We start from the raw sequence: 20,312 nt of genomic DNA, 5'->3' as shown, positions 1-20,312 counted from the left end.
AATGAACAGACGCCTGATCCGGCCTAATCTCTCCGAAATAAAGGAAAAGATGAAGAGCGCCGAGGTCCCTTCGCCCAAGCCCCAGCCCTCCCATCCGGTTCCTCCCGCCCATGAAACGCGCGGCGGTCATGGGCCGGGCCAGCATCCCCAGGGCGGTCCTCATCTTCAGAAGAAGATGCACCCGCCCACCGATACGTCGGCCGAAAGCTATTACTACCTCAAGCAGATGAGCAAGAAGACCCCGATGGCGGTAGTCTTCTCCGACGGCGAGATGATCGAGGGCTACATCGAGTGGTATGACCGGTCGTGCATCAAGCTCAACCGCGAGGGCGCCCCTAATCTGCTGGTCTATAAAAACTCGATTAAGTATCTCTATAAGCTCGATGAGGGCAAGGAAGGCGGCGAGGGCGAGCCGGACGATCGGCGATGAGCCTGCCGCTGGTCGGCATCACCTTGGGCGATCCCGGGGGCATCGGCCCGGAGATCGTCGTCAAGGCGCTCCTGCGGTGGCCGGAGCTCCCCCCTGCCCGCTACGTCCTTTTCGGGACCGCCGCGCTCTTGCGGCGGGAGGAGCGGGCGCTCGGCGTGAGCCTGGCCGCCGTGCCCTTTGACCCCGGCGCCGGCGATGCGGGGCCGAGATTTTCGCTGCTCGAAATCCCGGCCGGACCGCTGCCCGAGGGGCGGGGCGTGGCCGCGGCCGAGAACGGGCGCGCCTCCTTCGCCTTTTTCCAAGCGGCCGTCGAAGCGGCCCGGGCCGGCCGGATTCAGGCCGTGGTCACGGCACCGATCTCCAAGCTGTCCTGGAGCCTGGGCGGAATCCCCTATCATGGCCACACCGAGTTTCTGGAGACGATCTATCCGAACGCGATCATGTCCTTCTGGTCGGAGAAGCTCGTCGTGGCCCTGTTCTCCCACCACCTGCCTCTCAAGGACGCCCTGCGCCGTTTGGAGAAAGACGCTCTCGTCCGTTTCATCGTCACGCTTCGGCAGGGGGTCGAGAAGGCCAGCCCCGGCCGGCATCATTACCTGGTCGCGGGCCTCAATCCGCACGCCGGCGAGAACGGCCTTATGGGACGGGAAGAGATCGAGACGATCGCCCCCGCCGTAGAGGAAGCCCGGGCCGCCGGGGCGGACATCTCCGGTCCCCACCCCCCCGACGTCGTCTTTAGAATGGCCTACGGCCGGCCCCGGCGGATCGTCATCGCCTTGTACCATGACCAGGGCCTGATCCCGTTCAAGCTGGAAGCCTTCGACACGGGGGTCAACGCCACGCTGGGCCTGCCGTTCCTGCGCACGTCGCCGGACCACGGCACGGCCTTCGATATCGCGGGGAAAAACCTGGCCAATCCCCAGAGCATGGCCGAGGCAGTGCGGTTGGCGGTCGAGCTGTCACCGACCGTGTTTTAAGGCGGACCGGGCTTCGCGGGCTCGGTCGCGATCCTTGATGGCGTCCTTCTTTTCGTAAAGCTTCTTGCCCTTGGCCAGCCCCAGCTCGATCTTAATCAGTCCCTTCTCGTTGAACAGGATCTTGGTCGGGATGAGGGTCAATCCCTTTTCTTTGATCTTCCCGGTTAACCGCCGGATCTCGCGGCGGTGGAGCAGGAGCTTGCGGACCCGGAGCGGCTCGTGGTTGAAGATGTTGGCCGCTTCGTAGGGGCTGATATGGAGCTGGAAGAGGACGATCTCCGAACCCTTGATGTCGGCAAAGCTGTCCTTCAGGACGACCCGGCCCTCGCGGATCGATTTGACTTCGCTGCCCAGCAGGGCGATCCCGGCTTCGATGGTCTCCAGGATCTCATAATTGAAATAGGCCTTCTTGTTGACGGCGACGACCTTCATGGGCGGCTCCCGGCTGCCCCGGCGGGCCGGGGCTCGACCCGGATCAGGCTGATGTGCCGCTTGGCCATCCGCTCCACGGTGAAGCGACGGCCGCGGTAGTCCAGGGCGTCCTTTTCCCGCGGGATGCGGCCGAATTCGAGCAGGAAGAACCCGGCCAGGGTGGCGTAATCGGCGCTTTCGGGGAGGCGGAGATCCAGCCTCTCGTTGAGGTCCTTGACCGTCGCCGCTCCCTTGATCATCCAGCCGCCGTCGGGCTGGGGGGCCCAGCCCTCCTCCTCCTTGACGTCGTACTCGTCCTGGATGTCGCCTACGATTTCCTCGATCAGGTCTTCCATGGTGACCAGGCCTTCCATGTTGCCGAACTCGTCGATGACGAAGGCCAGGTGGACGGCGTTCTCGCGCATCTGGACGAGGGCGCTCTCGACCGAAGCCGATTCGGGGATGTAGAAGGGCTTGCGCAGGAAGCGGGAAAGATCGATCGGCTCGCGGCGGATGAGGTAAGGGATGATGTCCTTGGTGTGGATGAGCCCCTCGATGTGGTCGAGGCGGCCGCGGTAGACGGGAAACCGCGAGAACTCTTCGCTCAGGATGGATTCCAGGACCTGGTCCTGCGGGGCGCTGATGTCCAGGGCCTTGATTCGCGGCCGCGGGGTCATGATGTCCCGGATCGGCCGCGAAGCTAGATCGAGGATCTCGGAGATCATCTTCTTGCGAAAGGCGCTCATGCCCTGGACGCCGGTGGTCAGGAAGATCTTGGTTTCGTCTTCGGTGATCGTCCGGTTAAGGCTGGGCGAGCGCTCGCGCGATTTCCGGAACAAGAGACTGGAGACGAAGGTGAAGACTTTGATCAGCGGAGCGAACAGAATCATGACCCCGCGCACCGGGCGGGCGAACAGAAAGGCCAGCTTGTGGGGGTTGTAGGCAGCGTAGATTTTGGGGTTGATTTCGGAGAAGAAGAGCAGAAGGATGGTTGTGGCCGCGGTGGCCAGGAGGACGACCCGGGGGTTGCCCGGCAGGAGGGTCGAGATGATATAGGTGGCCAGCGAGGCTGCGGCCGCGTTGACCAGGGTGTTGCCGATGAGCAGGGCGGTGATCAGGTCGTCCAGGCGGGCTAGGATGCGGCGGACCAGTCCGGCCTTATGCGAGCCTTGCTTTTCCAGGTACTCAAGGGTGTAGGGGTTGGAGGAAATGAAGGCCGTCTCGGAGGCGGCGAAAAAGGCGCTCGCCAGCATGCAGGCGGCGAACAGGAGGACCGGGACGAGCGACATGGCGCAACCCTCAGGCTTCGAGTCCGTGCTTCTGATCCTTGAAGCAGCTGGACAGGGTGAGGGTGATCTTGCGCTCGATCTGGGGAATGGACAGGGAGGAGGCGGCCGAGATCTCCGAGATGATCAGCTCCTTGGCCTTCTCCATCATCTTCTTCTCGCGGAACGACAGGGGCTTGATCAGGCTGAGGTAATAAAGGCTCTTGAGAACGGCGACCATGTCGAAGATCGTCCCCGACTTCATCAGGTTGACGTGTTCTTTGTAGCGGCCCTTCCAGTTCATCGAGACTTCGATGGCCCCCTTGCGGAGGTAATCGAAGATCTGCTTGACGGTCCGTTCGTTGATGAGCTTGCGGATGCCCATCTCCTCGGCCGAGGCAGCCGGGACCATGACCAGGGTGTTGTTGGCCTTGATCCGGAGGCAGTAAATGCGGAACTTTTCACCGTCGTAGGCCTGATCCTGAACGTCCTCGATGACGCCGAGGCCCTGGTTGGGGTAGATGACCCTGTCTCCGACCTTGAAAGTATCCATGAAGACGACTATTATAACCGGTTTTGGCCTCCTAAGTCAAACTCCGGCCCTTTCCGGCCCCGGGGTCAAATCATTGATTCATCGCCCAAGTCCAGGGAGGATGGTTCGGCGTTTCGGCCCGGCAACGCTTTGGTAGTCCTCGCGAGGGCAGTCGTTTCGCAGTCCTCGTAGCGACCAGCGTTTCGCCCGTCGCGGCGAGGGCGGCAAAGCCCAGGGAGTCTAACGGGTTAATTCGGCGACTGTTAGCGATAATACGGCTTGACAGAAAGGCCGCAGTCGTTTAACATACCCGCCTTACAAGGACAGTTTCGATGAAGCCTACATTTAACCCCAACAACCGCAAAAAGAAGAAAACCCACGGGTTCCTGGTCCGCATGAGCACGGCCGGCGGACGAAAAGTTATCAAGAACCGTCGGGCGAAAGGCAGGAAACGCCTCGCCCTTTAATGTCCGAAGCCTATGGTCCTCGCGAGAGGATCCGTAAGAAAAAGGATTTTTCCGATCTCTACGGCAACGGCGGCTGTTTTCGCGGCAAATTTTTCAACTTGATCTTTCGGCCGAACGAGCTGGGATTTTCCCGCATGTCGGCCGTGGCCAGCCGCAAAATCGGCAACGCCGTCCAGAGGAACAAGGCCCGCCGCCGGGCCAAGGAGCTGTTTCGCCGGCAGAAGGATTTGGTGCCGGGAACCATGGACATGTTGGTGATCGCCCGGATGGGAATTTGCCAGGCCGAATGGAGCGAGCTGTTCAAGCAGTACCAAGCCGCCATGAAGTACATCGCTCGCAGCCGGCCGGCCGAAGATTGAGCCAATGACTCGTATATTATTGATATTAATAAAAATATACAAGAAAACGCTCTCCCCGATCATCGGCACGCATTGCCGGTATTGGCCGACTTGTTCGGATTACACCGCCGAAGCAGTGACGAAATACGGACCCGCCAAGGGGCTCGTCCTTGGGCTTAAACGTCTGCTCCGCTGCCACCCTTTCCATGCCGGAGGGGTGGATCCCGTGCCATAAGAGGTCATTCATGGATACCAAGCGCTTGCTGTTGGCCATCGTTTTGTCCTTCGTCGTGCTTTTCGGGTATCAGCTCTTGTTCAACAAGAAGGTCCCGGAACCCGGCATTGTGACTCCGGACACGGCCCAGACCGTCGCCGCCCCGGGGGCGGTAGCCGCTCAAAACCCGCCTGCCGGCGCGCCCGGAGAAAAAAGCGCCGCCGCGAAAACGGCGACCGCTTCCCTCCCCGTTACGCCGCCCGCCGCGGCTGCGGCCGAAATCAAAACCAAAGTCGATACTTCCCTGTTCGAGGCCGTCTGGACCAATAAAGGCGGCGTCCTCCTCAGTTGGAAGCTTAAAAAGCACCTGGACGAGAAAAAGCAGCCCCTGGAGATGGTCCCCCGGCTCACCGAAACCCTTGGCGTGCATCCCCTCAGCCTGCTCGAGGACGCTGGCGGAGCCGTCCCGACCATCGATCTCCCGGCCGTCCAGGCCGATCCCCTGAACGCTTCCTTCTATGAAGTTTTGGGAACCGACCTGATCATCAAAGACGGCCAGAAGGGCGAGCTCCGCTTCCGGTACTCGGACGGCAAAGACATCGAAGTCGAGAAGATCTACACTTTTACCGGCGGGAAATACGATTTTCAGGCCGACATCAAGGTCCTCCGGGGCGGCAAGCCCGTCGAGCCGCGGGTCCTGTGGGGGCCGGGCATCGGCAACCCCACCGCCAAGGAGCTGCAAAAGAGCTTTGGCGTCGGCGGCGGCATGACCGCCTTGGCCGGCAAGAACTTCTACCGGGTCGACGAGCGCAAGTTTAAGCCCGAGCGGAGCGTCCTCAATTTCCTGGACTGGGCGGCTTACGACGATAATTATTTCTGCGCCCTGATCCTGCCCGCGGCCAAGCCCGGAGCGGCCGCCCTGATCCGGAAAGATACCGATACGGGCGCCCTGTTCTTCCTGGCGGCCAGCCGGCCCGGCCGGATTTTCATCGGCCCCAAGGATTACGACCTCCTGACCGACTTCGGCCATAACGCCAAGAAGCTGCTCCGTTTCGGCACTTTCGGCATCTTCGCCGAGATCCTCTTCGCCACCATCAAAGTCATCCACCGGGCCTTCCCCAACTGGGGCTGGTCGATCATCATCCTGACCCTGATCATCAAGATCATCTTCTTCCCGCTGACCTATGCCAGCACCAAGTCGATGTCCAAGATGGCCGCGCTGCAGCCCAAGATCAAGGCCCTGCGCAACAAGTACAAGAAGTCCAAGACCGACATCCAGGAGCGGCGGCGGATGAACGAGGAGATGATGGCCTTGTACAAGCAGCACGGCGTCAATCCCGCCGGCGGCTGTCTGCCCCTGCTCATCCAGATCCCCTTCTTCTTCGGCATCTTCAGCATGCTGCGGTCGGCCATCGAGTTCCGCCAGAGCCCCTGGATTCTCTGGATCGGCGACCTGTCCGTGCGCGACCCCTACTATGTCACCCCCGTCCTGATGGGCATCACCCAGTTCATCAGCCAGAAGATGACGCCGACCTCGGCCGACCCCAGCCAGGCCAAGATGATGATGATCATGCCCTTCGTCATGACCATCTTTTTCATGAATTTCCAGAGCGGCCTGGTCCTCTACTGGCTGACGTCCAACGTCCTGCAGATCGCTCAGCAGGCCCTGATCAATCGCATGATGAAGCGGAAAAAAGGCGAATCCAATGGAAAATCCAACAAAAAGTGAAGACCTCCAGGAATTCAAAGGCAAGAATTTGGAGGATGCCATCCTCCACGCCGAGCACGTCCTCAAGCTGACCCGGGCCGAATTCAATTACGAGATCGTGACCGAAAAGACCCGTTTATTCGGGATCAGCAAGGAAGTCGTCATCCGGGCCGTGCCCAAGGCCGCCCCGCCTGAAGACGCCGCGGCGTCGTTCCTAGACCGCCTGCTCAAGGTCTTTCCGCTCGAGATCAACTACCGCATCCAGCGGCGCAACAACATCCTGTTCGTCGTCTTCGACGGGCCCGACAAGCAGCTGCTGCTCTGGAAGGACGGCCAGCTCCTGCTGGCCCTGCAGCACGTCCTGAACAAGGTCTCCGGCGAGAAGGTCCAGGTGGACTGCGAGTTCTACCGCAAGCGCAAGGAAAAGAAGATCCGCGAGTACGCTCTCGAAGTGGCCCAGCATGTCCGCCAGAACGGCCGCAGCGAGATCACCGAACTGATGAACCCTTACGAACGGCGGATCGTCCATATCGCCGTCAATCAAGTCCCCGGCATGACCAGCGAAAGCCTGGGCGACGGATTCCTCAAGCGGATCAAGATCTACGCCGCCGGCCGCGACGGCAAGCGGACGCCTCCCCGGGAAGGCGAAGCCTGACCCCCGGGTTCCGATGTTCGAGCATGGCCCCGATGACACCATCGCGGCCGTCGCGACTCCCCCCGGCCCCGGGGGAATCGGCATCCTCCGACTGAGCGGCCCCGGTTCGGTCGGCGTCGCTAAGCGACTCTTTCGACCGCGCCGGTCCGGCGGCACCGGATTCCCGGAACGCCGGGCCATTTTCGGAGATATCCTCGGCCGGAAGGGTGCTGTTCCCTTGGACGAAGGGTTCCTCCTCTACTTCCGGGCCCCCAAATCATATACCAGGCAGGACATCGTCGAAATCAGCTGCCACGGCAGTCCTGCTGTCCTGGAAGAGGCCCTGCGCATGGCTCTTCGGGCCGGGGCCCGCTTGGCCCAACCGGGAGAGTTCACTTTTCGCGCTTTTCTCAATGGCCGCCTGGATATTATGCAATCCGAGGCGGTCGATTCTCTGATCCGCTCCTTTACCCTGCCCCAAGCCCGAGCGGCCTTCCGCCAAGTCCGGGGCGGCCTGACGGAAAAAGTCGGAAAGCTGAGGGCGGATCTGGTCGAGCTTTTGGCCGATGTGGAAAGCACCTTCGAGTTTCCCGACGATGCGCTCGAGATTTCCGAAGCGGGAATCGCCGGACGGCTGAGAGCTTTACAGGCCGTCGTCGAACGGATGATCGAGAGCTATGACGCCGGCCGTATGCTTCGGGAAGGGGTCGGCCTAGCCTTGGCCGGGCGGACGAACGTCGGCAAATCCACCCTATTCAACGCCCTGCTCGATCAGCCGCGAGCCATCGTCTCGGCTGAAGCCGGGACGACAAGGGATTTTCTTCGGGAACGGATGATCGTCAAGGAAGCCGTCTTCCAAATCGTCGATATGGCCGGTCTCGGCCTGGGTCGGACGCCCGTCGAGCGCGAAGGCATCCGGCGCGGCCGCGTGGAGGCCGGGGCGGCCGACGGGGTTGTTTTTGTCTTCGACTCTTCGCGGCCGGCTTCAAGGGCGGATCGGACTTTGGCTGGATCTTTTCCAGGTAAAAAAGCGATTTTCGTCTTCAATAAAAGCGATCGGGCCGGCCGATTCGACATCCGCTCCTTCCTTTCTCTCCGCGCCAGCACCCCGACGATCGCCGTTTCGGCCCTGCGCGGAGACAATATCGCCGCGCTGCGGGAATTGATCCATCGAACATTCGGGGCCAGGCAACGCAGGGAACCCGATGCCGTCCTTCATCTTCGCCAGAAGCTCATCCTGGAGGAGATATGCGGCAGCTTGCGGAATGCCTACCGGACCACCGCAGAGGGGTTCAGGGCTGAGATACTGGCCGAAGAGCTCCAGCCCGCGTTGACCGGCATCGGGCGCCTGACCGGGCAGATTTCGACGGACGAAGTCATCGAAAGCGTATTCAGCCGCTTCTGCCTGGGCAAATAAGCCGTCCTTCGTTCATCTCCGGGAAACGCGGCCCGGAGTCACCGTTGGGGGCAACGGTGCGATGCGCCGTGATCAGTTTCTTTCGTGAGCCCTCAATCCAACAGCTATCGACGGCGCATTGATTGGCCCGGCCAGGCTTTGCGCGGTCCTCATTCGGAAAGTCGCCCCGACTGTCCGAATGAGGGCGGCGAGCTCCTGTTTGTTTTTCCCACAGCTCTCTTCGGCGCCTCCAGCGCTTCGCAGTCCTCGTAGGGACGTCGCATCGACAGTCCCCGCGAGGGCGGAACTGCGCATTCATGATCGTCCGTTCTTGGAGACCACCCACTCCGTTTCGATTCCGTTGGGTGGTCGCGTGCTCAAACAGCCCTCGGCGGTTGCAGCGCTTCGCAGTCCTTGTAGGGACGTCGCTTCGAAAGTCCCCGCGAGGATTGGCTTCCCTCGGCACCTGTAGCCGAAGGCGCGAACCAATCCCCTCCTTGAAGGAGGGGTAGGGGCGGTGATACCAATGGGATCAAAAGTGTTGTGCGCCTTCGGGGTAAGGCGCCGCTCGCTATTTCGCCATTGGCCAATCTTGCTGCGTAGTTCCCTCGCTACGATCACGACTGTAGAAGGAACTGTTCACGCGGCATGATACCGTTGCCCCCAACGGCATACCCCGAACCGCGCTTATTTCCCGGAGATGGGAAAAGATTTATTTTTTAAGGCTTGCGGTCTGTGCGATAATCCGAATTGGCCGCCGGGACGCGCCGACGGCGAAAAGAAATGGCTCAAACCGGTTTTTCCGAAACGTACGACGTCATTGTCGTCGGCGCCGGACACGCCGGTTGCGAGGCGGCCTACGCCGTGGCGACCTTGGGCCTCAGTGTCTGCCTGACGACGATCCATCTGGAGACAATTGCCCAAATGTCCTGCAATCCGGCCATCGGCGGGCTGGCCAAGGGACATCTTGTCCGCGAAATCGACGCCCTGGGCGGGCTGATGGGCGTCCTGGCGGATCAGACCGGCATCCAATTTCGCCTCCTCAATCGCAGCCGGGGTGCGGCTGTGCAAGCCCCGCGGGCCCAATGCGACAAAGCCCGGTACCGGCGGGCGATGACAGCCGTTCTCGAGGCGACGCCGAATCTCCATCTTTTCCAGGGAATCGTCACGGAGATCCTGGTCAAGAACGGCCAAACGAACGGCGTCCAATTGATAGACGGATCGCGACTGGGGGCCAAGGCCGTCGTCGTGACGCCTGGGACTTTCCTCAACGGGCTCATCCATATCGGCGCGAGTCAGTACCCGGCCGGCCGGGCCAACGAGCCCGCGTCCCTGGCGCTCAGCGACAGCTTGCAGAAGCTGGGGCATCGGGTCTTCCGCCTCAAGACGGGAACGCCCATGCGCCTGGACCGCGAAACGATCGATTGGACCCAGTTTGAGGCGCAGGCGGGCGACGAGCCGCCGGTGCCTTTTTCCTACCGGACTCGGGAGCGTCTGGAAAACAAAGTTCTCTGCCATGTGGGGCATACGACTCCGGAAACGCACCGAGTCATTCGCCGGAACATCGATAAATCGCCCCTTTTCGCTGGCGCCATCAAGGGCGTCGGGGCGCGCTATTGCCCTTCGATCGAGGACAAGGTCGTCAAATTCCCCCATCACCCCCGGCATCAGTTCTTTTTGGAGCCGGAAGGCTTGGAAACCAGCGAAGTGTACGTCAACGGCCTTTCCACGAGTCTCCCGTTCGAAGTGCAGAAGGAAATCCTGCGAAGCATCCCCGGCCTCGACGGAGCCGGGATCCTGCGACCCGGCTATGCCATCGAGTATGATGCTTTCGCGTCCGTCGATCTCCATCCGACGCTGGAATCCCGCTTGGCGGCCGGACTCTATTTGGCCGGCCAGATCAACGGAACGTCGGGCTATGAGGAGGCGGCCGCCCAAGGGCTGGCGGCCGGCGTCAACGCCGCGCTTAAGATAAAAAGACGGGCCCCGTTCGTTCCCGACCGGCGCGAATCATACCTAGGCGTTCTGATCGATGATCTGGTCGGTAAAGGCGTCGTGGAACCGTATCGGTTATTTACGGCCAGATCCGAGCGCCGATTGCATTTGAGGATCGACAACGCCGACGTCCGGATGATGCCCCGCGGCCGGGAGATCGGTCTTCTTCCGCCCGAGGTCTATGAGGATTTTTTGCGCCGCAGGGAGAGGATTGGACGCGTTTTCAAGCTTCTGGCGGCCACGCGGGTCAGAAATAAGAAAAACGACAGCATCAGCCTGGTAGAGTACTTGAAAAAGCCTGAAAACCGCTGGGCCGATGTGTTACAATACGCCCGATTTCCAGATCCCCTTGGCGAGGAAGAGGCTCGGCATATCGAGGCCGAGATCAAGTACGAAGGCTATCTTCGGAAGCAGGAAAAAGAGATTTCCAAGTTTCGTAAGATCGACGGACTAAAAATTCCAGCCGCGATCGACTTGAAAGCGATCCGCGGCCTGACTCGGGAAGCAAACGAAAAAATGAGCCAAGCGAAACCGAGAACGATAGGCGAGATGAAAAAAATCCCCGGATTGACACCTTCGGATGTTTTCAGCGTCTATCTTCATGTCGGGGCGGCCGCGAAAAAGCGCAAATCAAGCCCCGATGTTCCACGTGGAACATCCAAGGCCCATGAATAAAATCGTCGCCGTCGCCAATCAAAAAGGAGGCGTGGGGAAGACCACGACCTCGATTAATCTGGCCGCCGCGCTGGCCCTTAAAAAACAGCGAATTCTTCTTGTCGACTTCGATCCCCAGGGGATGGCCACGGCGGGGCTGGGCATCCCGCGCGAATCCAACAAAGGCATTTATCAAGCTATGATGAACGGCCGCGACATCATGGACTGCATCGTCGGAACGGCCCAGGACAACCTCTATGTTTGCCCCTGTTCGCCCGAGCTGGCCGGCGTCGAGGCCGAGCTTTATTCGCGGGAGAAGCGCGAATATGCCCTTCGCGAAACCCTCGAAAAAGCAAGGCCGCGGTTCAATTATATTTTTATCGATTGCCCCCCATCCCTTGGATTTCTGACTATCAACGCCCTCTCGGCCGCAGATTCCATTCTGATCCCTGTCCAGACGGAATTCTTCTGTATGGAGGGGATTCCGGACCTGCTTCACACCTTGAACGAAGTCCGGTCCTATTTCAATCCCGAGCTCTCGATCGAGGGCATTCTCCTGACGATGTTCGACGAGAGGACGAACCTGTCCAAGCAGGTATCGGATGAAGTCCGAAAATCGCTAAAATCCGTGGTCTATAATGTCGTCATCCCCAGGAGTATCCGATTGGCCGAGGCTCCCAGCTTCGGCAAACCCGTCCTGCTCTACGACATCCGCTCCCGCGGCGCGGAGGCTTACCTGAATCTGGCCGAGGAGTTCCTGCAGAAATGAAAAAAGCCCTGGGTAAAGGAATCAAAGCGTTCATTCCGGAGGAATTAGGGATCCTCAAGGACGAGAAGTTCGCTGATGTCGATATTGAGCTGGTCAAGCCGAATCCCGACCAGCCGAGGCTGGATTTCAATGACGACGCAATCGAGGAGCTGGCCGCGTCCATCCGCGAAGCCGGCGTCCTGCAGCCGATCGTAGTCGTCCCCGAGTCCGGCTTCTACAAAATCATCATCGGCGAGCGGCGCTGGCGCGCAGCCCAGAAAGCGGGGCTCCGCAAGATCCCCGTTCTGGTCCGCCACATCCCGCGCGAAGGCCAGCTCGAGATATCGCTGATCGAAAACCTCCAGCGTGAACAGTTGAACCCGGTCGAAGTGGCCATGGCCTATCATCGGCTGATGGACGAGCTGGGTTATACCCAGCAGGAAGTTGCCGAAAAAGTCGGCAAGGACCGGGTTTCCGTCACGAATACCCTGCGGCTCCTGAAGCTTGCGGCCGAGATCCAAGAGCATATCAGGGCCGGGCGGTTGAGCATGGGCCATGCCAAGGCCATCCTGGCCGTCGAAGACGAGCGTGGCCAGATCGAGCTAGCCCGCCGCATCATCAGCAAGGGGCTTTCCGTCCGCGAGGCCGAAGCGGCCGCGGCCGGGCGCAAACTCGCATCGGACAAGCCCCGTTCGAAAAGACGGCTCGATCCCAACCTGGAGTCCGTCCAGGAGGAGCTGCTCAGAGTTTTGGGGACCAAGGTGACGATCGACGGCACGGCCAAAAAGGGCGTCATCAGGGTCCATTACTACACGCTGGAAGACCTCAATCGGATTTTCGACCTTATCAAGGGAGCGAAGGCATGAAAGACAAGGAACGCAAAATCGACGAGACCAAAATCACCGGGTTTTTCGACGACGGGACTGAATTCAACGGCGAGCTCAAGTTCAAGGGCTCGTTCCGCGTAGACGGCTTCTTTCGCGGCCGGATCGATTCCGAGTCCCATCTGATCATCGGCGAGCGGGGCAAGGTTGAGGCCGACGTTCATGTCTCCTTCGCCCTGATCAACGGCGAATTCCGGGGCACGATCGTGGCCACCGAGCGGATCGAGATCCACAGCCGCGGCCGCGTCTTCGGGACGATTCAGGCGCCCAAGCTGGTCATCGAAGAAGGCGCCTACCTCGAGGCGAACTGCCAGACGCTCGAATCCAAATCGACCGAAGACGAAGTCAAGTCGATCATCGAACAGTGAGGCCCGGCTTGGCCATTGGCATCATTCCCGTCCGTTATGGGGCCACCCGGTTTCCGGGCAAGCCGCTGGCTCCGATTCTGGGCCGGCCTATGGTGCAATGGGTTTATGATGGGGCCGCGCGGGCGACCCGCCTTGAGCGCGTTATCGTGGCCACGGACGATGAGCGCATTTTTAACGCCGCGCGCGGGTTCGGGGCCGAAGCCGAGATGACTTCAGCCGCGTGTGAATCGGGAACCGATCGGGTCGCCGAAGTCGCGGCCCGGACGGATGCCGGGATCATCCTCAACATCCAGGGCGACGAGCCCCTGATCGAAGGCGCCATGCTCGATCCTCTGGTGGAGGCCGTCGAGGCCGGCGCGGCGATGGCGTCCCTTATGATCCGAGAGACCGACCCGGCCCTCCTGGCCGATCCCAACGTTGTCAAGGTCGTCGTCGACCGCGGCGGGGAAGCCCTCTATTTCTCGCGGGCCGCGCTGCGGTCCGATAGTTCCGACTATTTCTATCGGCATATAGGTATTTATGCCTTCCGCCGCGACGTCCTGCTCGGCTACCGGGACTTGCCCCCCTCGCGCTTGGAGCGGGCCGAGCGGCTGGAGCAGCTGCGGGCCCTGGACGCCGGCCTCCGCATCCGGATGGTCGAGACGCGCGTCGCGACCTTGAGCGTCGACGCGCCGGCGGATATAATCAAGGTCGAAAATCTCCTGCAGAGGCGGACGTCATGAGCAAGCACATCTTCGTCACGGGCGGCGTCCTGTCGGGCCTGGGCAAGGGCATCGCCGCAGCCTCGATCGGGCGCCTGCTGGAAAGCCATGGATTTAAGATCACGATCCAGAAGTTCGACCCCTACCTCAACGTCGATCCCGGGACGATGAGCCCCTTCCAGCACGGCGAGGTCTTCGTCACCGATGACGGCGCCGAGACCGACCTCGACCTCGGCCACTACGAGCGCTTCACCTCGACTCGGACGACCAAGTATCACAGCTGGACGGCCGGCAAGATCTACGAGCTGATCATCCGCCGGGAGCGGCGCGGCGAGTACCTGGGCAAAACCGTCCAGGTCATCCCCCATGTCACGGACGAGATCAAGAGCGCCTTCGAGGCCGTCACCGCCGACAACGACGTCGTCATCCACGAGATCGGCGGCACGGTCGGCGACATCGAGAGCCTGCCCTTCCTGGAGGCCACCCGCCAGATGCGGCTCGAGCTGGGGCCGGAGAACACCGTCTTCGTCCACCTGACCTTGGTGCCTTACGTCGGCACCTCGGGCGAGCTCAAGACCAAGCCCACCCAGCACACCGTCAAAGAGCTGCGGGCCATCGGGATCCAGCCGGACGTCCTGCTCTGCCGGACGGACCGAGCCCTGGGCGCCGACCTCAAGACCAAGATTTCGCTCTTCACCAACGTCCCGGTCGAGGCCGTCATCGGGGCTCGAGACGTCGAAAACATCTACGAAGTGCCGCTGACGTTCGCCCGCGAGGGCTTGGACGCCATCCTGATCAAGAAGCTCGGCCTGGCGCCGCGCCGGCAGAATCTGGATCAGTGGAAGTCGCTGATCAGCCGCATCCGCAACCCCAAGGACGAGGTCGACATCGCCCTGGTCGGCAAATACGCCGGCCTGCGCGACGCTTATATCAGCCTCAAACAGGCCCTGGACCACGGCGGCATCGCCCACCGCCTGAAGGTCAACGTCCACTGGATCGAGGCGGAGGATCTGCAGAAAGGCAAGCCCGATAAGATCCTGGGCGGCGCCGACGGCATCCTCATTCCGGGGGGCTTCGGCCATCGCGGCATCGAGGGCAAGATCCGGGCCGTCCAATTCGCCCGCGAGAACAAGGTTCCCTTCTTCGGCATCTGCCTGGGGATGCAATGCGCCACAATCGAGTTCGCCCGCCATGTGGCCGGCCTGGCTGGCGCCACCAGCACCGAGTTCGACGCCGGGGCCGCGCTCAAAATCTTCTTCAAGTGGCGCGAGCTGAAGGGCATCCAGGACCTGGGCGGGACGATGCGCCTGGGCCAGTACCTGTGCCGCCTGGAGAAGGGCACCCGGGCTTATGAGGCCTACCGATCGCCCGAGATCTACGAGCGCCACCGCCACCGCTTCGAGTTCAACCCCGAATATGAGAAGCCGCTGATGGAAGCGGGCCTGCGAATCTCGGGCAAAAACCCCGACTACGGGCTGGTCGAGCTCGTCGAGATCCCGAACCATCCGTGGTTCCTGGGCTGCCAATTCCATCCGGAGTTCAAGTCGCGCCCGCTCAAGCCGCACCCGCTTTTCCGGGCCTTCATCGGAGCCAGCTATGCCCACCGCGGCAAGACGCGTAAGCATTAGTCCCGGCGTTTCGCTCGGCGGCGGCGCGGGGCTTTTCCTGATCGCGGGACCCTGCGTCATCGAGAGCCGGCGGCATGCGCTGGCCTTGGCCCGCCGGATCGACGCCGTCTGTCGGGGGCTCCGCATCCCGTTTGTCTTCAAGGCCTCCTTCGACAAGGCCAACCGCTCCTCGGTCGAATCCTTCCGCGGCCCCGGGCTGGAAGCGGGCCTGGACGTGCTGCGGGCCGTCAAGGACGAGGTCGGCGTTCCCGTCCTCTCCGACATTCACGAGGCCTGGCAGGCCGGGCGGGCGGCCGCCGTCCTCGACGTCATCCAGATTCCCGCCTTCCTTTGCCGCCAGACCGACCTGTTGGCGGCCGCCGCGGATACGGGCAAGCCGATCAACATCAAGAAAGGCCAGTTCATGTCCCCGGCCGAGATGAAGAATGCCGTCGACAAGGTCCGTTCCCGCGGGAACGACCGGATCCTACTGACTGAGCGGGGGACTTCCTTCGGATACAACAATCTGGTCGTCGACGTCCGGGGCATCCCCCTGATGCAAAGCTTCGGCTGCCCGGTCGTCATCGACGCCTCGCACAGCGTCCAGCGGCCCGGCGGCCAAGGGACCGCGAGCGGCGGCGAGGCCGGGGAGATCCCGACGATTGCCCGGGCCGCCCTGGCGGCGGGGGCCGACGGCCTCTTCCTCGAAGTCCACGAGGCGCCCGAGCGGGCCCTTTCGGACAAGCACAATACCTTCCCGCTTCGCCGGCTGGAAGCCCTGCTGCGGGGCCTCGTCCGGCTGAAGGCGGCGCTTGGTGGGGGACGGGCATGACCAAGAAAGACCTCCTCGCGGCCGCCCGCGAGGTTCTGGACATTGAGGCCCGCGCCGTCGGCGCCCTGGCCGGCCGGCTCGACGACGGCTTCCTCAAAGCCGTCGACATCATCTGCCGGACCAAGGCCCGGATTATCGTTATCGGCATGGGCAAGTCGGGGCTGGTGGGGCGAAAAATCGCCGCCACCCTGGCCAGCTGCGGCACGCCGGCCATGTTCGTCCATCCGGCCGAGGCCGGGCACGGCGACCTAGGCATGATCCTCAAGGACGACGTCGTCCTGGCCGTCTCCTACAGCGGCGAGACGCGGGAGATCATCGACCTATTGACCTTCTTCAAGCGGATCGGCGTCAAGCTTATCAGCCTGACCGGGAATCGGCACAGCCGGATCGCCCGCTACAGCGACGTCGTCATCGACGCCCGGGTCGATCATGAAGCCGGGCCGAGCGGGCTGGTGCCGACGGCCAGCTCCACCGCGGCCCTGGCCATGGGCGACGCCCTGGCCATCGCGGTCATGCGCAAGAAGGGCCTGGGCGAGAAGGACTTCGCCCGCATCCACCCCAAAGGCGCCCTGGGCAAGAAGCTGCTCAAGGTCGAATCGCTGATGCATAAAGGCCGCGACATCCCCGGCGTCGGCCTGGCCGCGCCGATGGCCGAGGCCGTGGAAGAGATGACCCGCAAGCGGCTGGGCATGACCTGCGTTCTCGATGCCGACGGCCGCTTGGCCGGCGTCATCACCGACGGCGACCTGCGGCGCCTCATCCGGCTCCATCGGGACGCCCTCTTCGGGCTGACCGCGGCCGAGGGCATGACCAAGGATCCCGTCACGGTCGGCCGGGCCGGCTTAGCCACCGAGGCCCTCAACCTGATGGAGGCCAAGCGGATCACCTCGCTCGTGGTCCTGGACGACGACGGTCGGGCGGTCGGCATCATCCACCTCCACGACCTGTGGCGCACGGAGATGTTCTGATGACCAACCGTGCCCGGGCCCGTCGGATCCGTATGATCCTGACCGACGTGGATGGGACGCTGACCGACGGCACCTTGGCCGTAATGCCGGACGGGGAGGAGATCAAGTCCTACCATGTCAAGGACGGGCTGGCCGTCCTACTGGCCCAATTGGCCGGGCTCAAGCTGGGCATCATCACCGGCAAACGCTCGCGCGGCCTGGAGCACCGGGCGGCCCGGCTGAAGATCGACGAGCTCGTCCAGGGGGCCGTCGACAAGATGCCGCCGTTCCGCGACATCCTGACACGCCATGGCCTCCGGCCGGAGGAAGTGGCCTTCATCGGCGACGACCTGGGCGACCTGGCGGTCCTGCGGATGGCGGGCTTCTCGGCCGCCGTGGCCGACGCCCATCCGGCCGTGCGCAAGAGCGTCCACTATGTCTGCAAGGCCCGGGGCGGCCGCGGCGCCTACCGCGAGCTCGTCGATTACATTCTCACGGCCCAACGGAAATGGGATCTCGTAACGGCCGAGTTCAAGACCATTTTCGACCGCAAGCTCTGACGCCGAGAAGGGAGGACTCCTTGACGATCAACCCCAGCATCTTCCGCGAATACGACATCCGCGGCATCGTCGACCAGGACCTGACCCCCGAGGTCGTCCGGACGCTCGGCCTGGCCATGGGCGTCTATTTCCGGCGCCGGGACAAGCGCCGGGTGGCCATGGGCCGGGACTGCCGGTTGAGCTCGCCGGCCTACGCCGAGGCCTTGAGCCAGGGCTTGCGCGCGGCCGGATGCTCCGTCGTTTCGATCGGGACGGTGCCGACGCCGCTCCTCTATTTCATGATCTTCCACCGCGGCCTCGAGGCCGGGGTCATGATCACCGGTTCGCACAACCCGCCGGAGTACAACGGCTTCAAGATGATGTGCGGCCAGGACACTCTCTATGGCGACGCGATCCAGGACGTACGGCGGCTGATCGAAGCCGGCGACCTGCCGACCGAGGGCCCCGGCGAGGAAACGCAATTAGACATCATCCCCGAGTACACGGCCTATGTTCTGGGGCTGATCAAGCCGGCCCGACCGCTCTCGATCGTCATCGATGCAGGCAACGGAACCGGCGGCGTCGTGGCCGTGCCGATCTTCCGGAAGCTGGGCTGCAAGGTGACGGAGCTCTTCTGCGACATGGACGGGCGATTCCCCAACCATCATCCCGACCCGACCCTGCCCGAGGCCATGGAAGCCCTGGTCAAGGCCGTCCGGGAAACGGGCGCCGACTTGGGCATCGCCTACGACGGCGACGCCGACCGGCTCGGGGTCGTGGACGACGCCGGACGCCTGCTCTGGGGCGACCAGCTGATGATCCTTTTCGCCCGCGACATCCTCAAAGACCATCCCGGGGCGGCCATCATCTCCGAAGTCAAGGCCACCCAGGTCCTCTACGACGAGATCGCCAAGCTCGGCGGGCGGCCGATCATGTGGAAGACCGGCCATTCCCTGATCAAGAAAAAGATCAAGGAGGAGCATGCCCTGCTGGCCGGCGAGATGAGCGGCCATTTGTTCTTCGCCGACCGCTGGTACGGGTTCGACGACGCCATCTACGCCTCGGCCCGGCTGGTCGAACTGGTCGCCAAATCCGATCGCAAGGTCTCGACGATGCTGGCGGACCTGCCCCGGACTTTCAGCACTCCCGAGATCCGCATCTATGCCTCCGACGAGGTCAAGTTCCGGATCGTCGACGAGGTTAAGGCCGCCCTGAAGGCCCGGGTGCCGATCATCGACATCGACGGCGTCCGAGCCCGTTTCCCGCGCGGCTGGGCCCTCGTCCGGGCGTCCAACACCCAGGCCGTCCTGGTCCTGCGCTTCGAAGCCGAGACTGAGGCGGATCTCGAGGCCATCCGGGCCGAGGTCAAAGGCTTGGTGGCCCAGGCGATCCACAAGCTGGGCCAATGAAGGCGAGCGCGCCGGACCTCAAGGCCGTCATCATGGCCGGGGGCAGCGGCACCCGGTTCTGGCCGCTCAGCCGCCGTCGATCGCCCAAGCAGTTTCTGCCGATCGCGGGGGAGACGGCCATGATCCGGGAGACGCTCGACCGCGTTCTGCCGCTCATCCCGGCCCGCGACGTCTATACCGTGGCCGGGGCCGGCCATACCGCGACGATTCGCCGTCTGCTGCCAGAGCTGCCGGCGGCCAATCTCCTGGTCGAGCCCGCGGCCCGCAATACGGCGCCTTCTCTCATCCTGGCGACGGCCGCCGTGTATCTGCGCAATCCCGAGGCCGTGGTGGCGGTCCTGGCCTCCGACCACCTGATCCGGGACCGGAAGACGTTTCTGCGCAAGCTTAAGGCCGCCGCTAAGACCGCGGCCGCTAAGGATTGCCTGGTCACCTTCGGCATTCCGCCCACCTTCCCGTCGACGGGCTACGGATACATCCGGTATGAGAAGGACGCTGGCTTCGTCGCCGCCGGCGAGGTGTTTTACCCCGCGGCCGAGTTCAAGGAAAAGCCCCGCCTGGAGCAGGCTCGGGCGTTTCTGGAGGCGGGCAACTACCTCTGGAACTCGGGCATGTTCCTATGGCGGGCCTCGGTCTTTGCCGAGCGCCTCGAAGCGTTCGCCCCGGACTTCCATCCCTATTGGGTCCGCATCCTGGACGCGCTGCGGGCCAAGTCCGCCTCCCGGCTGAAGGCGGTCTTCCGGGAGATCCCGGCCCTGTCGATCGACTACGCCCTGATGGAGCGAGCCCGCGGTGTCGTCGTCCTGCGCGGCGACTTCGGCTGGTCGGACGTGGGGGCCTGGTCCTCGCTATTCGACGTCTGGGAGAAAGACGCGGACGGCAACGCGGCCGTCGGCGACGTCCTGCAACTTGACTCGTCGGGGACGCTGTGCCGCAATCCCGGGCGGTTTACCGCCCTCATCGGCGTGCGGGATTTGATCGTGGTCGACACGCCGGACGCCCTGCTTGTTTGCGCCAGGGATCAGGACCAGCGGGTCAAGGAAGTGTTGGATTTTCTGGCCCGCTCCGGCCGCGTCAAACAGATCTAGCTTCAGTGGCTGGAGAGACGGTCCGTCTTGGTCAGCCAGGAGGGATCTTCGACGGGGTCGGACTGGCCGAGGGCGAGGCGGTCATAGAGGGCGGTCCGGGAGATGTTGAGGATGCGGGCCGTCAGGCTCTTGTTGTAGAAGGTCCGATCCAGAAGGTATTCGATGTAG

23 protein-coding genes are annotated in these 20,312 nt (G+C 62.7%); 19 read left to right on the top strand and 4 right to left on the bottom strand.

From position 1 onward, the window contains the following. The first annotated feature begins 1 nt into the window (after nucleotide 1). A complete protein-coding gene (locus NTZ26_04365) occupies nucleotides 2-430 on the top strand; it encodes an RNA chaperone Hfq (GenBank protein MCX6559727.1) in 429 nt (142 codons plus the stop codon). Further along, entirely contained in the window at nucleotides 427-1,407 is a 981-nt protein-coding gene (pdxA, locus tag NTZ26_04360; protein MCX6559726.1) for a 4-hydroxythreonine-4-phosphate dehydrogenase PdxA, read from the top strand. The genes NTZ26_04365 and pdxA overlap by 4 nt, the downstream gene beginning before the upstream one ends. Here pdxA and smpB read toward each other — a convergent pair. The 3 genes from smpB to NTZ26_04345 are packed head-to-tail and all read right to left on the bottom strand — an operon-like array spanning nucleotide 1,390 to nucleotide 3,636. Continuing rightward, nucleotides 1,390-1,839, bottom strand: coding sequence for an SsrA-binding protein SmpB (smpB, locus tag NTZ26_04355; GenBank protein ID MCX6559725.1), 450 nt, complete (start codon nucleotides 1,837-1,839; stop codon nucleotides 1,390-1,392). The genes pdxA and smpB overlap by 18 nt on opposite strands. Next, entirely contained in the window at nucleotides 1,836-3,107 is a 1,272-nt protein-coding gene (locus tag NTZ26_04350; GenBank protein ID MCX6559724.1) for a hemolysin family protein, read from the bottom strand. The genes smpB and NTZ26_04350 overlap by 4 nt, the downstream gene beginning before the upstream one ends. Before the next feature lie 10 nt (nucleotides 3,108-3,117). Next, entirely contained in the window at nucleotides 3,118-3,636 is a 519-nt protein-coding gene (locus NTZ26_04345) for a hypothetical protein (GenBank protein ID MCX6559723.1), read from the bottom strand. A gap of 311 nt (nucleotides 3,637-3,947) precedes the next feature. Between NTZ26_04345 and rpmH the strand changes: the two genes are divergently transcribed. The 17 genes from rpmH (at nucleotide 3,948) to NTZ26_04260 (ending at nucleotide 20,144) form a co-directional block, all read left to right on the top strand. After that, entirely contained in the window at nucleotides 3,948-4,082 is a 135-nt protein-coding gene (rpmH, locus tag NTZ26_04340) for a 50S ribosomal protein L34 (protein MCX6559722.1), read from the top strand. Beyond that, a complete protein-coding gene (rnpA, locus tag NTZ26_04335) occupies nucleotides 4,082-4,441 on the top strand; it encodes a ribonuclease P protein component (protein ID MCX6559721.1) in 360 nt (119 codons plus the stop codon). Before rpmH ends, rnpA begins: the two co-directional genes overlap by 1 nt. A gap of 4 nt (nucleotides 4,442-4,445) precedes the next feature. Beyond that, nucleotides 4,446-4,655 carry a membrane protein insertion efficiency factor YidD gene (gene yidD / locus NTZ26_04330; GenBank protein ID MCX6559720.1) on the top strand — a complete coding sequence of 70 codons (210 nt, stop codon included), beginning with the start codon at nucleotides 4,446-4,448 and terminating at the stop codon, nucleotides 4,653-4,655. Between the two features lie 10 nt (nucleotides 4,656-4,665). Continuing rightward, entirely contained in the window at nucleotides 4,666-6,363 is a 1,698-nt protein-coding gene (gene yidC / locus NTZ26_04325; GenBank protein MCX6559719.1) for a membrane protein insertase YidC, read from the top strand. After that, a complete protein-coding gene (locus tag NTZ26_04320; GenBank protein MCX6559718.1) occupies nucleotides 6,341-6,997 on the top strand; it encodes a Jag N-terminal domain-containing protein in 657 nt (218 codons plus the stop codon). The genes yidC and NTZ26_04320 overlap by 23 nt, the downstream gene beginning before the upstream one ends. 13 nt (nucleotides 6,998-7,010) lie before the next feature. Beyond that, nucleotides 7,011-8,393, top strand: a complete 1,383-nt coding sequence (gene mnmE, locus NTZ26_04315; protein ID MCX6559717.1) for a tRNA uridine-5-carboxymethylaminomethyl(34) synthesis GTPase MnmE — start codon at nucleotides 7,011-7,013, stop codon at nucleotides 8,391-8,393. 762 nt (nucleotides 8,394-9,155) lie between these two features. After that, the gene (gene mnmG / locus NTZ26_04310; GenBank protein MCX6559716.1) at nucleotides 9,156-11,042 is read left to right on the top strand and encodes a tRNA uridine-5-carboxymethylaminomethyl(34) synthesis enzyme MnmG; all 1,887 of its coding nucleotides are present in this window, start codon (nucleotides 9,156-9,158) and stop codon (nucleotides 11,040-11,042) included. Then, a complete protein-coding gene (locus NTZ26_04305; protein MCX6559715.1) occupies nucleotides 11,035-11,790 on the top strand; it encodes a ParA family protein in 756 nt (251 codons plus the stop codon). The genes mnmG and NTZ26_04305 overlap by 8 nt, the downstream gene beginning before the upstream one ends. Beyond that, a complete protein-coding gene (locus NTZ26_04300; protein MCX6559714.1) occupies nucleotides 11,787-12,635 on the top strand; it encodes a ParB/RepB/Spo0J family partition protein in 849 nt (282 codons plus the stop codon). Before NTZ26_04305 ends, NTZ26_04300 begins: the two co-directional genes overlap by 4 nt. Next, complete coding sequence (locus NTZ26_04295) at nucleotides 12,632-13,021, top strand: polymer-forming cytoskeletal protein (protein MCX6559713.1); 390 nt, start codon at nucleotides 12,632-12,634, stop codon at nucleotides 13,019-13,021. Before NTZ26_04300 ends, NTZ26_04295 begins: the two co-directional genes overlap by 4 nt. Nucleotides 13,022-13,029: 8 nt before the next feature. Continuing rightward, nucleotides 13,030-13,743, top strand: a complete 714-nt coding sequence (gene kdsB / locus NTZ26_04290) for a 3-deoxy-manno-octulosonate cytidylyltransferase (protein MCX6559712.1) — start codon at nucleotides 13,030-13,032, stop codon at nucleotides 13,741-13,743. Further along, nucleotides 13,740-15,350 (top strand): CTP synthase, encoded by a 1,611-nt coding sequence (locus NTZ26_04285; GenBank protein MCX6559711.1) that lies wholly within the window; start codon nucleotides 13,740-13,742, stop codon nucleotides 15,348-15,350. Before kdsB ends, NTZ26_04285 begins: the two co-directional genes overlap by 4 nt. After that, entirely contained in the window at nucleotides 15,319-16,161 is an 843-nt protein-coding gene (kdsA, locus tag NTZ26_04280) for a 3-deoxy-8-phosphooctulonate synthase (protein MCX6559710.1), read from the top strand. Before NTZ26_04285 ends, kdsA begins: the two co-directional genes overlap by 32 nt. Next, on the top strand, nucleotides 16,158-17,129 hold the full coding sequence (locus NTZ26_04275; GenBank protein MCX6559709.1) for a KpsF/GutQ family sugar-phosphate isomerase: 972 nt from the start codon (nucleotides 16,158-16,160) through the stop codon (nucleotides 17,127-17,129). Before kdsA ends, NTZ26_04275 begins: the two co-directional genes overlap by 4 nt. After that, nucleotides 17,129-17,668, top strand: coding sequence for an HAD-IIIA family hydrolase (locus tag NTZ26_04270; GenBank protein ID MCX6559708.1), 540 nt, complete (start codon nucleotides 17,129-17,131; stop codon nucleotides 17,666-17,668). Before NTZ26_04275 ends, NTZ26_04270 begins: the two co-directional genes overlap by 1 nt. 26 nt (nucleotides 17,669-17,694) lie before the next feature. Continuing rightward, the gene (locus NTZ26_04265; GenBank protein MCX6559707.1) at nucleotides 17,695-19,056 is read left to right on the top strand and encodes a phosphomannomutase/phosphoglucomutase; all 1,362 of its coding nucleotides are present in this window, start codon (nucleotides 17,695-17,697) and stop codon (nucleotides 19,054-19,056) included. Beyond that, nucleotides 19,053-20,144: a sugar phosphate nucleotidyltransferase gene (locus tag NTZ26_04260; protein MCX6559706.1), complete on the top strand. Its 1,092-nt coding sequence runs from the start codon at nucleotides 19,053-19,055 to the stop codon at nucleotides 20,142-20,144. The genes NTZ26_04265 and NTZ26_04260 overlap by 4 nt, the downstream gene beginning before the upstream one ends. A gap of 2 nt (nucleotides 20,145-20,146) precedes the next feature. Here NTZ26_04260 and NTZ26_04255 read toward each other — a convergent pair whose 3' ends face one another. Then, nucleotides 20,147-20,296: a hypothetical protein gene (locus NTZ26_04255; GenBank protein MCX6559705.1), complete on the bottom strand. Its 150-nt coding sequence runs from the start codon at nucleotides 20,294-20,296 to the stop codon at nucleotides 20,147-20,149. Between the last annotated feature and the right edge of the window lie 16 nt (nucleotides 20,297-20,312).

The organism is Candidatus Aminicenantes bacterium (assembly GCA_026393855.1).
Taxonomy (GTDB): Bacteria; Acidobacteriota; Aminicenantia; order Aminicenantales; family UBA4085; genus UBA4085.
The sequence above is the reverse complement of the archived record's forward strand: the minus strand, read 5'-3'. Positions and strand labels throughout refer to the sequence as shown.